The organism is Lysinibacillus sp. CD3-6, from assembly GCF_006351725.2.
Taxonomy (GTDB): Bacteria; Bacillota; Bacilli; order Bacillales_A; family Planococcaceae; genus Lysinibacillus.
This window is the reverse complement of the sequence record NZ_CP085880.1, coordinates 3,086,645-3,099,270: the sequence shown is the minus strand read 5'-3', so window position 1 is coordinate 3,099,270 and position 12,626 is coordinate 3,086,645. Positions and strand designations below refer to the sequence as shown.

Annotated in this window: 11 protein-coding genes; all 11 read left to right on the top strand. The window is 36.3% G+C overall.

What is annotated here, in order from left to right:
- Window positions 1-111 precede the first annotated feature (111 nt).
- The 11 genes from FH508_RS15415 to FH508_RS15365 all read left to right on the top strand — a co-directional run bounded on the left by FH508_RS15415 (window position 112) and on the right by FH508_RS15365 (window position 12,610).
- Entirely contained in the window at window positions 112-2,280 is a 2,169-nt protein-coding gene (locus tag FH508_RS15415; RefSeq protein WP_172771985.1) for a transcriptional regulator, read from the top strand.
- 241 nt (window positions 2,281-2,521) lie between these two features.
- Window positions 2,522-2,947 (top strand): hypothetical protein, encoded by a 426-nt coding sequence (locus FH508_RS15410; RefSeq protein ID WP_025219974.1) that lies wholly within the window; start codon window positions 2,522-2,524, stop codon window positions 2,945-2,947.
- A 92-nt stretch (window positions 2,948-3,039) separates the two neighbouring features.
- On the top strand, window positions 3,040-3,471 hold the full coding sequence (locus FH508_RS15405; protein ID WP_172771984.1) for a J domain-containing protein: 432 nt from the start codon (window positions 3,040-3,042) through the stop codon (window positions 3,469-3,471).
- A gap of 26 nt (window positions 3,472-3,497) precedes the next feature.
- The gene (locus tag FH508_RS15400; protein ID WP_228134113.1) at window positions 3,498-4,076 is read left to right on the top strand and encodes an FHA domain-containing protein; all 579 of its coding nucleotides are present in this window, start codon (window positions 3,498-3,500) and stop codon (window positions 4,074-4,076) included.
- Between the two features lie 39 nt (window positions 4,077-4,115).
- Window positions 4,116-4,640, top strand: a complete 525-nt coding sequence (locus FH508_RS15395) for an FHA domain-containing protein (protein WP_172771983.1) — start codon at window positions 4,116-4,118, stop codon at window positions 4,638-4,640.
- A 6-nt stretch (window positions 4,641-4,646) separates the two neighbouring features.
- Window positions 4,647-5,486 (top strand): PP2C family protein-serine/threonine phosphatase, encoded by an 840-nt coding sequence (locus FH508_RS15390; RefSeq protein WP_172771982.1) that lies wholly within the window; start codon window positions 4,647-4,649, stop codon window positions 5,484-5,486.
- Window positions 5,487-5,509: 23 nt separating this feature from the next.
- On the top strand, window positions 5,510-7,153 hold the full coding sequence (locus FH508_RS15385; protein WP_228134112.1) for a PP2C family protein-serine/threonine phosphatase: 1,644 nt from the start codon (window positions 5,510-5,512) through the stop codon (window positions 7,151-7,153).
- A 1-nt stretch (window position 7,154) separates the two neighbouring features.
- Window positions 7,155-8,432 carry a normocyte-binding protein gene (locus FH508_RS15380; RefSeq protein ID WP_228134111.1) on the top strand — a complete coding sequence of 426 codons (1,278 nt, stop codon included), beginning with the start codon at window positions 7,155-7,157 and terminating at the stop codon, window positions 8,430-8,432.
- Complete coding sequence (locus FH508_RS15375) at window positions 8,423-9,118, top strand: iron-dependent peroxidase (protein WP_172771981.1); 696 nt, start codon at window positions 8,423-8,425, stop codon at window positions 9,116-9,118. Before FH508_RS15380 ends, FH508_RS15375 begins: the two co-directional genes overlap by 10 nt.
- Window positions 9,119-9,142: 24 nt before the next feature.
- Window positions 9,143-11,791: an acetate and sugar kinases/Hsc70/actin family protein gene (locus FH508_RS15370; RefSeq protein WP_172771980.1), complete on the top strand. Its 2,649-nt coding sequence runs from the start codon at window positions 9,143-9,145 to the stop codon at window positions 11,789-11,791.
- A 45-nt stretch (window positions 11,792-11,836) separates the two neighbouring features.
- Complete coding sequence (locus tag FH508_RS15365; protein WP_173477641.1) at window positions 11,837-12,610, top strand: DNA and RNA helicase; 774 nt, start codon at window positions 11,837-11,839, stop codon at window positions 12,608-12,610.
- Window positions 12,611-12,626 lie beyond the last annotated feature (16 nt).

Below are 12,626 nucleotides of genomic sequence, written 5' to 3'. Positions count from 1 at the left end.
TTGGAATTTTATTACTTAAAAGTAAAAATAAAGTTTGTGTTCACTAATGATTATGCTTACTCGAATTTATAATAAAAAGGAGGGATGGCTGTAGGTTATACAGCCGAATAAATGGAGATTATTAATCAAACAAACAGAACAATGCTCTTTGAGGAAATCAATCCTGAAAAACTGGATTTGATTACATTAGTGGGGGACGTAAAAGGAATTGATAGTCTAAGCGATGAAAAAGTGAAAGAAATTAATCAATACCTTCTTGTCAAAAGCTTTGACGAATTTTTAGATAAGTTCTCTCCAACCGTCTATTCGTTCTACAATGCTGCAAATCAGAAAGTAATGTATACGCTTAAAAAACCTGAAGGCATTCAAGAAGATTGTATTTCCGAAATCGCAATCGATCAAAACAATGATTTTTTAAAGATGCTATTTACCCTCATTGATACAAAGCGAAGCCAAGGAATAACGAATGTAGACTTTAAATTTGAAAATTTACTAGATATGATTTCCCCTAAAAAGGTAATGGACGATATTCGCCAAGTAAGAAAAGAAATTCATTATTTATATGGAGAATATGACAAGTTAGACGAAGGCGATCCAAAAAAGCTAGACACAGGGGATAAGTTAAATCTTATGTTCGAAGTAGCTAGCCGAAATTATAACAATGTTATGGCTATGTTGCCGTTAGCAATCGAAGATATTAAAACAAGACTATTATTGGGTGCTAATCAAGAGGAAAACGAATCCGAAAAGCTGCAAATCGGAACCCTAACAATTGGTGATACGGGTGAACTTAAAATTATTGAGGCACCTCAAACGAATACTTCTGAGTTGATGGTTATTGAGGACAATAGTAACTATGGTTTGAGTACCGTATTTGAGGAAGACTATGAGGCGATAACAGAATCACCATCCTCCTACGTAAAGGATTTAGTCGTAAGAACATTCTCGCCATTACCATCTGTAAGAGCAGAATTTGACGTTGAAACAGAGGTGCAAAATTACAATACATATTTAGAATTCTATAAGGATGCTAAGGATGAATTTGTAAAGACAGTGAAGCCATTAGTTGAAAAACTAATAGGTGTCAAAATGTATTTTGATCAATATGCGACAAAAAATAAAGGTATGCAACCTTCGTTATTAGTGACAAATGCAAAATTGGATATGCTCGTTAAGAGTAATAATTTACCAAGGTTGCGGACGTATTTAAATACAGTCAATTCAAAAAATGATTTCACAGATACTGTATGGTATGGCATCGTTCCAGCAATTGAACTTGAAGCATCTGGAAAAATGAAAGTTAGTAGATCTCGATTTAAAGGAAATGAAAAGGTTGCAAAGCAAGAAGGTAACACGATGGAATCCTTATCTAGTCTTCTAGATACAGTAAAGGATTATAAAGTCCAAATATTCTTTAACTTTATGACAGAAGAAGAAACTACTTTCAACGGCATTGCAACAGCAGGCATTGATCGCCTTATCGATAAATGCTCGGTGCTCCTTCGAAAAGATTACAGTGAATTTGCGATTCCTTGCTTACCGAATTTTACAATTATTCCGAAAGACAAGTCTGGCGTAGTAATTGATACAAGGATGCAAACAACCGAAAATGGTGCGCGCCTATCGAAAGAAAAGGAAGATATACTCAAGCTTTGGATAGAAGGCGTATATGTAGGTGCTAGCTATGTGGCAGCAGGGATAGTGTCTGCTTATCAATGTCCTGAATATTTGAAGGAGTCATTCCGAAATGTGAAAAGAAGTTATCCAGGTGTACGCTTTGATATAGAAGCGGGTGACAACGCATTAAGAGCTGTCACAACAATGGCAAAAGAAATTTCTGGATTTACGAACAATATTAAAGATGCGATAAATAGCCGAAGCTTTGGTTTTGTATTTTCTTCAGAAAATGCACAGCTACAGGATAAAGATATTAAGCGTATTACAGTGTATAAAGCAAGAAGCTTAGCGATGGAAGAGGATGGATTTGATTCAATCTACAAAACACAAGTGAGTACGTATATTGAAAGAATTCTACGATTCCAATCAGGGGACTTTAAGCATGAAAACATTGTTCGATTCTTTAGTAATAATCCAAGCAGCCAAAAAAGTAAGTGGTTGAATGATAAAGGCTATGTAAACTCCGTTATCCATGATGGTGATGACATTGGCTACATTATTGATGAAAAAACAAGCTTATGCCAAATTGATCTCGTATTTAACGGCAATGTGAAAAATCTTGAAGTGATGATTACTAAAGGTACAAGTGCTGTGAAAGCTTAAAAATTACCATAACAGACTGCATACAACGATTTTAGAATTGTATGTTTAAGATTTGTTTTTAAATAAATCTTTTAACATAAATATGAATGATCTTGATGTACTGACTTGATGAAATATATACATATTTCTCGTTGGAATTCTTTCAAAATTTATGCGAGAAATGAAGTCAGCTAGAAACATGGACATTTTATCAAGTTCAGTATAACGAGTACATTCAAAAAATATTAGGAGGGAAATAAGAATGGGTTTTGTATTAAAAGTAGAAGGATCAGAAGCAATTGAATTAGGTTTAGAAAGCATTATGACAGTGGAGTATGAAACAGATACTCCCAATGACTCGAATGCTCGTTCAACAGATGTTGGAGCAACGTTAAAAGTTAAGGGGAAAATCCTTACTGCGACAGACGGCGATAATTCAGATGATACGATGAAATTAGGATTATGGTCATTAGTCCCTGCTGAAAAGGCAGACTGTTACCGTAAAGTAACACTAGAAGTTATTTCAGCTGATCAAGTAGTAAGAAAAATCCATTTCCCAAATGCCTTTGTTGTTGACTATTCAGAAAGATATGGCGACACAGAAGGGATTGGAGAATTCTACTTATTCATTAAGCAGAAGAAAGATAAAACAGATCTTGCGAAAATCGAAGGCGGCTACGCTGTTTAAGTAGAAGTTTGATAGGTCACAACACATTATCTAAGGGACTATATAGTTCCTTAGATAATTTTGAATAATCCTAATACAGGGGATGAAAAATAGTGAAAAATCATTATGAAATTTTAGGTGTTAGCAGACAAGCAACACAAGACCAAATTAAGCTCGCATATAGGAAATTATCGAAAAAACATCATCCTGACGTAAGTGGAGGCAATAAAGAGTCGGAGCAAATCTTTTTAGACGTACAAGAGGCCTATAAAGTATTAAAGGATACGTCTTCTAGAGAAGCATATGATGCACGTCTTGATGGTGCAGCGCAAAGCGGTGGGCAAACATTCGAACAGGCAACGAAAACGAAAGATCGAACAACTACCCATAAGCAAGAGTTTAATATGAATGATATCGAGAAAAAATTTGAGCATTTTTTTGGTTTTAATCCAAAAACGAAGGAAACGTCGTCAACACTTCATAAAACAGCAAAGAAAAACCCTCTAGATACAACGGAATTATTCGAACGATTTTTTAACAAGTAAACCCTAGCGTGGAGGAGCGTGTTTTCGTGAATGACATAAAAAATGCAATGGAAGTAAATACGCACAATGCCAATAACCAAATGATAATTAAAATTATCGATATTATCATTGTGATCATTGCCTTCTTTTTTATTTTATATGTATTTGTTATGAATCAAAATTTTCTTTTGAAAACAATCATTGGCACTATGATGGTCATCATTGTCCTTGTTTATGGATTAATAAAATATGAAGCAAAAGAGACAATCTATGAATTTACAGATGCGAACATTCAGAAAATTGTATTACTGAACGAACGTGGAGCAGAAATTGAAGAGTGGCTGTTAGAAGGAAAAACCTCATTGCTCATTGGGAAGAGCTCAACTGAACGAGAGGTAGATATAGATTTAAATGGCACAGAATACGAATCGCTCATAAATTACGAGCATGCTGTTTTAAATTGTGTATCCGATATGTGGTACATAGAAGATATTGACTCTGTGAACGGTGTAGGCATTAAAAAAGCGCATAAGCGTGTGAAAAGTAGTTTAAAACAGGAAAGCCCTTATCGATTAAATAGTGGAGATATTATATACATAGCAAATACTAGAATTTTAGCAAAATAAAGAAAAGCTAGATTCGTAACGAAGATGGAGGATAACAATATGAGTTTGATTAGATGTACGAATGGTCACATGTTTAGTTCAAGAAGACATAGAAATGTTTGTCCTTATTGCAATGTCATGGTAGAGCAAGAACCAAGAGTAACGACGGCTACGGCTGTTGCAGAAGTGGATGATAAAACGATGCCGTATCTTGGCGAAATGGATGGGATTGACCCTGTCACAGGATGGTTAGTTTGTATTGAAGGACCTCCAATGGGACGAGATTATCGGATTTTATCTGAAAAGAACTTTATCGGACGAGCAGAAGATATGCATATCCGCATTATTGGCGACAATAGCATTTCGAAACGTAATCATGCAGTTATTGTCTATGACCCTAAAAAAAGAAACTTCTATTTGCTGCCTGGGGATGCATCAGGTTTAGCTTATTTAAATAATGAAGCGGTTTATACACCAACAGAGTTAGCAGCATATGACGTTATACAACTTGGTACAAGTATGTTTCTATTTATTCCTCTATGTGGTGTGCATTTTGAATGGGAAAACAACCAAAGCGAGGAATGATGAAAAATGGATCAGACACTACTATCTTACATGATTGCACTTGCTTTCATCATTGTCATCATTGCTTTACTTATACTGCGCAAAATACTAATGCATAAAAAAGAAACGAGCAAGATTGCGATTGGAAATGGGCAAACCATTGGTAGGCGAGATGAACAGGATGACTATTTTTCGACTGTTGAAACACCCGTTGGCACGATGGCGGTTCTTGCTGATGGCATCAGTGGATTAGCAAATGGCAGAATGGCTAGTACAGTTGCAGTTACGACATTTATTCATAAGTTTATGAAGCTAACTAGTATAGCAAATATACGGTCTTATTTTAAGGAAACGGCCTTAACGAGCAATGGCATGATTCTAGAAAATTTAAATGGCTCTAATGGTGGAACTACATTAGTAGCGGCAGTTATTGATGAGCATGGTTACTTACATTGGGGGGCTGTCGGGGATAGTGTAATTTCAATCTTTCGAAATGGGGAATTCATCGCAATCAATCAAAAACATATTTTTGAATCAGTATTAAAGGAACGCTATATTTCAGGGGAAATTTCTCAATTAGAGGTGCAAGAAAACCCACTGAAAAAGAGACTGATCAATTATTTAGGTTACGAAGGATTTAAAAATCTAGATATAGGAGAGAAACCTATTCAGCTAAGAAATGGTGACAAGGTTTGTCTATTCAGTGATGGTGTCTACGATACTTTAACAGAAGTAGAATTGGAAAAAATGCTTTCACAGCATGCCCCACCATATGATATTGCGCAAGACATTATTAAAGCCGTGGAACAAAAACGCTTAAAAAATCAAGACAATGCTACAATCGTAATTTTAGAAAAAACATGGTAACCCGTTTAGGTTAAGGAGGTGGAATGATGAGAAAGGAAAACAGCGACTTTAAAACAAGCTTTTTATCGGAAGCAGGCTCTTTTATGCAAAATAAAGATTACTTTGCCTATGCTGAGCTAGATGATGTTGCTTGTTGGGTGGCGGTCAAAGGGTTGGATTCCGATCAAGAAATCAATAGTGCAGAATTAGCGGTCAAAGGTATTCTCGAAAAATTTATGGAAAAGCCGTCAATGTCCAGAAGAGCGATTAAAAAATATTTAAAAAATGCGCAAGCTATCATGCAAGCACAAAGCTTAAGGGTTCGGTTGAAGGCTAGTATTGTAATGGTTGTATCCGATTACTCAAAAATGATTGTGGCAGTTGCAGGAAATTCGAGGCTTTATCATTTTCGTAATGGCACTTTAACGTATAAAAGCACTGATCAAAGTTTAGCACAGGAAATCGTTAATAGTAGGGATCGTTCGCTCGATATAAGCCAGCATGAGGAAAGAAGCAACTTACTCAATTATCTTGGGAAGCCGAATGATTTTACGCCATTTATTTCAAAGAAAATGAAGTTAATCGATGGCGATGTATTAGTGCTTAGCACAGCAGGCTTTTGGGAAGATGTCAGTGAAATTGAAATGGCAGATGCTTTGGAGGAAACGAAAGATCCTGAGCAATACACTGATTTATTAGAAGAAGTGCTTCTAAGTAGGCAAAGGAAAGTCGTCAATAATTACACAATCGCCGCTATATTTGTTAACAAGGTTTATCAGGAAACAAATAAGAAAAAAATGAAATACATTAAAATGATTGCGGCTGCATTAGTCGTAACTTTAGTCGTTGGTGGTAGTACGATTTTTTATCAGGCAAAGCAAGCGAAAAAAATGGCAGAATTAACGATTGAGATGAAGGATCATGAAAAGAGTGGCAACCTATATTTCCAAGACGGCAATTACGACAAGGCGCTTCTTGAATATAGTGAGGGCAGAAATGCGGCCAAAAAATTGAAGGATCCAATACATAGAAATTTACTCGCGAAAAAGTTAAGAATTACGGACCTAATCATCAATGGCGATAAATCAGCCGAGGCGGGGAAATTTACAGAAGCGCTTGAACAATACGAAAAGGCAAAAAAAGAAGGCAAGCTTATTAAAAACTTTGGAAAAGAAGTAACGGAACAACGCATCGCCAATATGGATACCATTGTACAAATTGCTGAAACAGTAAAGGATGGAGATTTTCAATTTGATGCAGAAGATTACAATGGAGCCCTAGGAAACTATCAAAAGGCAAGAAAAAAGTCCCTAGCAATCTCATTTACGGGCGAGCCTCAAATAAAAACTAAAATTGAAGAAACAGAAGCTAAAATTGCCGAATTGAAAAAGGCACAGAAAGAATTACAAGCTGAAGGATTAGAAAAAAATGGCGATCAAAGCTATGCGCGCTTAGATTATGAGAAAGCAATTGAATCGTACACATTGGCTCAAGAAATTTATCAGGAAACGGAACTAATCGCAAAAGTGTTAGGGCTTGAGCGAAAAATTATGAATGCCAATGATAAATTAAACCCTACTCCTCAAGCTGCTACAAGCGACCCGTCTTTTGAAGCGGCACTTCCTATGGAGACAGGGCCAGCAAGCGGTGAACCATCCGATGCAGAAGTGATGAAAGAGGGAAAATAAATTGATAAAAGAGCTCATGATTGAACGATTACGCAAAATTGAAGATTTGGAGCAACGTCAACTACTAAAAGATATTGTAAGTGGCGTTTTTGTAAATTTAATCGACTATCAGGAGGAAATGAACAACAAGCTTGAAGAGCGTGTTTTTAATGAGATGGAAGATGTGGAGAATCGATTTGATATTTTTGTAACGCTTAGTCATCAGGAGGATATTGATCCAATTCATCAATGTTTATTTCCGATGAGACCAGCTGATTTAGAAAGTAAAACAATTCAACTAAATAAATTGCTGCAATCGCTTGAACGCAATGAACAAGCAGTACTGTTTTCATTATTTCTCGCATGTGATTCGGTCCAAATTCAGCAGTTACTAGCTGAGGAACGGTTGTTTAACGGAACCATTGTAACGACAGCAGGGCCAATATCGATTCAAGTTAGCCTTACAAGAAATACTGACTATTTGCAAGAAATCAACAAGCTATATCCGATCTTTCAAATAAATGGATTGCCATGGAAAACAATCAATCATCCATTCGCCTATAAGTTTTTTAATGTCAATTTAGTGAAGTGTTCCCCTTTGAACGAGGATGCGGAAATTACTCAAATTAATGTTGATTTAGAAGAATATGAGGTAAACAAACGACTGAATGTAGTACCGCTTTGGAATATTGAACGGCATGAAGTCAAAAATATTGGGTTTCCTGTTCCAGCAATCGATAAGGTGAATTATGAGCATGTCCTTTCAATTCGGAAAATGGGAAATGAACATGGCTATCTTATAGAAGCAGATGTGGAGAATGTTCGCTACATCAAACGAACAGACAATGAATTAACGGTTGTTTCGCCACAAGATAAGTCAGGGATTTGGAAGCTATTAAAAGTAGTGAAAATGGAAGAAGAGAAGCTAGGTAAGCTAAATTTCGAGCTTGTCTCCAATCGGCGAATAGAGCATTTTACGTCTAAATTTGCTAGTAAGCATTCTTCAAATGTCAAAACGAAGGGGGAAATTATTCGGATGGTAAACACCTTCGATGCGGCAAATAAATTTGAGCTTGTTGATATTGAAATAGTCAATTCATTTTTAGAAGCAAGCTTTACCTACTGTACGAACCCTTTCATAACAGAGATGCTAGGCGAACATAGCCATAAAAAAATAATGCTTTTAAAGTTTAAGGCAAAAGAGGAAAAAGACTTTTTAGCGAATGACATTTTAAGCTTCTTAGTATCAGAAGTACAACGACATTTCTTTGAATATAAATGTGTAGGTGTTTGGCTATGAATTATATTTGGGATTTGCTTATTAAAGCCGAAGATGAAGGGCTTTCTAAAAAGGATATTTATTTTTACCTTGCTGAAACGTATTCGCCTTATATGGAGCTTAGTCTTCCTATTTTAAATGCACAGTATGTTGAACAGCATGTTGAGGTGAATCCATATTACCGCTATTTTGGCATTTTTAACAACTTGTTTCATCCTGATAATTATTCAGATAGAGAATTTAGAGAATACCTTTTCGACATCGTTTTGCATTTCTTAGCCGAAATTGATCGGATGCAAGGAATGAACACAATGGAATTTTATATTCGCTTTATTTTAAAAGATATGGAAGCCAATGTATTTGGTAATGTAGTGCGTCGAAATATTCATGCCTTTTCCAAAAAGGAGCAAGAAATAGTTGTACTGAACATACTAAAGCTTTACCAGACAGGTGAAGAAATTTACTTATTAAAAGACACTTTAAAAAGGCTCTTTAAAGGTTGCTTGATCTATATAAAATCCGAGGAACAGGATGAACTGCTTATTTATATAAGTCAAAAGAAGACACAACAAAATGAGCAAAAAGTGCAGCTTATACAAGAAATCTTTTTGCCAATTGGCTTTCAATTAGAGGTTTATTGGCAATATCACTTCGGCATTATTGATGCAGAGCAAACGATGATGCTAGATCGCATAGCTCTATACTAAACGGGGCAAAAGGAGGGATTTGGAATGACGACTAAATATTCATATAAGCTGAATGTGAATAATCGCTTTGCAGAAAAAAAGTATATGACATTTACACGTGTAGAGCTAATGGAAATGACCACATTTCAGCTTCGAAATATTTGTTATAAGGAAAAACTTGTGACTGGGCTTATTAATACACTAACGAGAGACGAGTTAATCGACAAAATTTTAAGATATCGTGGGGCCGAAGAAAACCTTCTTATTAAAGAAAACAAAGACGGAGGGTTTGAAAGAGTCGAAGCGGCTATGCAAACCTATTTAAAAACACCTATGTCAGACAATGGTGAAATAAAAATTCCTGCCAAAATGAGCTTATATAGCGGTATGAAAATGGATAAGCCAGATCAGTATTATGTAGAAACAGGTGGGTTTCTTGTTGAATCGAATGTCTTGCTCGTAAATGATGAGTTACAACTTTGCGCCATCCTGAATGTCATAAAGGATGACCAGCGCCCTAACAAATACTATTTTGCTGCAGATGAAGCAATAGGAATTCAGAAGACAAAAAATAAAAACTACAGCTTTATTTTTTTACGAAAGCAAGATTCAGAGTATATTTATAAAATTTACTATCAAGAGACCCCACTTCCGCCGACAAATCTTCACTACTATAAAGTACCAATACAAGATTTAGAGATAAAGCAGCTAGAAACAACCAATGCGATTCTTGCTATCGACTTTGGCACGACGAATACAACTGCGGGTGTTTATTTAGAAAATGATTATGTGTCCTCTCCTTGTAGCCATGATTTATTAAATAACAGAATTCAGCTAAACAGCATCAATTTTGTGCAATTTCCAGACCCGCTCCACCAAAATGAATGGATTGAAGTTGTCCCAACAGTGATGACAGTGGCAGATTGTTCAAATCAAGACCAAGTGAGCTATTACTACGGCTATGAAGCATTAAAAATGATGAAAAAGAATAGCTATACGTCATTAGCAACGAAATTCCAAGGCATTAAACGGTGGGTAAGTAATTATACAAAATCAGAAGAGATTATGGATGCAAACGGCAATACAGCACTTGTGCCACGAAGCCAAATTTTAAGGGAATTTATGCTTTATATTATTCGAATGGCAGAACATCAATTTAAATGTCGCTTTGCGCATTTACATATTTCTAGTCCTGTAAAGCTAAAAACGCAATTTTTGGACATGTTTCAGGCGATCCTACCTGAATACAACATCGAAACAGAGCATGCACTCGATGAAGGGATGGCAGTTCTTTATAATACAATCGCCAATCAAATAGAGAATAATAGCTTTTTAGATGAAAAGGAATATAAAGCACTCGTCATTGATTGTGGTGGTGGAACAACAGACCTTTCATCGTGTAAGTTCCGCATAGAGGACGGGCATATTTCATACAAAATCGATATTCATACAACCTATGAAAATGGTGATACCAATTTTGGTGGCAACAATATTACATATCGCATTTTTCAATTTATGAAGATTGTTTTTGCAAACTATTATAGCCGAGGAAAAAATGCCTATGACATTGATGCATTAATTGATATTCCAGGCAAGGATATTTACCGATATGTAGACGATCATGGTGTAGATGCTGTTTACGAGCAATTTGAAAAAGCCTTTTCAGATGCCGAGTATATTATTCCGACACGCTTTAAGGAATACGAAAATCGCACACGTGATGAATACTTACGTGTACGTAATAATTATTATTTCTTATGGGAAATGGCGGAGGAAATGAAGAAGGAATTTTTCCGCAAAACAGGCATTTTACGCAGCCGCTTTTATTCGGAAAACGATTTGCAGCAGGACAGTGACTTGAATGTAACGGCTGTTGACCGATGGTGCCTATCATTAGTAGAAAACAATCAATTCAAAGATGTGTATGATTATCCGAACGTCTTTTTTAATATTAAGGAAATTAACCATCTAATTAAAGCGGATATTTATGATATTGTGCGAGAGTTTTTAGAAGAGTTTTACGAAAATGGACTTCTCAGTGAATATTCCATTATTAAGCTAACAGGCCAATCGTGTAAAATTGATGCTTTTCGCGAGGCTTTAAAGGAGTTTGTACCAGGACGAAGCATTGAATTTAGACAGAAGGCTGAAAATATTGGGAAAGTGCCAGAGTTAAAGCTAGCCTGCCTAAGAGGAGCACTTCGCTATTTAAATGCGAAGAAGATAGGCATGATTGAAACAACCGTGACGAATCATGCACCTGTCGTACCTTATGCAGTAAGTGCCTTTACCCATAATCGTCAGGAAAAACTTCTAATTAGCAGTCTAGAGCGACTTAACCAAATTCATGGCACTATTTCTAGACCATGGGGTGTAACGGAAGTTGAATTCTTCCTAACAGGTACGGACAATCAATCATCCTATAAATACAATTACGTTAATCGCCAGGAAGAGTATGTGCCTGTTCTTTATGACAATATAGCGGCTAATTATCAACATAAAATACCACAGGACGAGACAGATTCCATTATGAATGGGGAAGTGAAATTTTTTGTCTTCGCAGGAGAAGATCACTGGGGTTTCCATGTTGTCCCTGTTGCTAGACGTGAAGAACAACTGTACATCGGCAAAAAGGAATTCTTTGCTTTTGAAACGGATTTATCAGAGTTGGATTTCTTTGACGGCTTAAAGTAAGGAAAGCGCACACAAGTGAAAACAAGAATAGAGGTGGATGACAGCTTGTTTGCCAATCAATATCCACATTTTCAAAAAGGTCGCATTTTAAAGCGAGAAATGCTGGAAAATTTACGAGATTTCCCAAGAGAATTTTTAGATATTTATTTTCAAGATTATTCAAACGGCATTATTGCTGGGGCCAAAATCACTGTAGCGGATACACTGCTAATCATTTCAAACGGCATTATGAAGCATAATGGCAGTCTTTATATGCTAACGGATAGCTTTGAGCTCCCTTATGAAGCAACAGGAAATGAAACAATCTTAAAAGTACGATTTGCTGAGGAAGTAAATGACTTAGATTTTAGCAAACATACATCACAGATTGTCTTAGATGATTCGTTAGAGCTTGCACATAATGAGCTAGAATTAGCGCGCTTTAAATTAAAGTTAGGTGCTAAGCTGCGCTCACAGCATATCGATTTTTTCGACTTTGCCACTGAATTCAACACAGTGAATTATCTTCACTGCCAGTATGCAGGCTTACAAAAAAGCACATACCACCCACTGATTTTGCAATATTTTGCACGCGAGCTGTTAAAAAATCGACCAACCAATCCGTATGATATAGCCTTTGCCATGGAGTGCATCAATCAGGAGCGGGTGCAACGAGATGCGATTGATTTCTATATTTGCAATCGACTAGAGCTAGACTATCAATCGCTTACGAATAGTCAAATTCATAAATACTTGAATCGTATTTTAATGGAAGCTAAAGGTGGTGGTCGGATGAAAGGACTCAGTCAAGGACGACCGAAGCGTGTGATCGTTGACTAGCTAGTAGTCTGTAAGC

Bases quoted from the DNA above. Each gene is read 5' to 3' on its own strand.
- FH508_RS15415 (WP_172771985.1), top strand. From the start codon at position 112: ATGGAGATTATTAATCAAACAAACAGAACAATGCTCTTTGAGGAAATC.
- FH508_RS15410 (WP_025219974.1), top strand. From the start codon at position 2,522: ATGGGTTTTGTATTAAAAGTAGAAGGATCAGAAGCAATTGAATTAGGT.
- FH508_RS15395 (WP_172771983.1), top strand. From the start codon at position 4,116: ATGAGTTTGATTAGATGTACGAATGGTCACATGTTTAGTTCAAGAAGA.
- FH508_RS15390 (WP_172771982.1), top strand. From the start codon at position 4,647: ATGGATCAGACACTACTATCTTACATGATTGCACTTGCTTTCATCATT.
- FH508_RS15385 (WP_228134112.1), top strand. From the start codon at position 5,510: ATGATGAGAAAGGAAAACAGCGACTTTAAAACAAGCTTTTTATCGGAA.
- FH508_RS15370 (WP_172771980.1), top strand. From the start codon at position 9,143: ATGACGACTAAATATTCATATAAGCTGAATGTGAATAATCGCTTTGCA.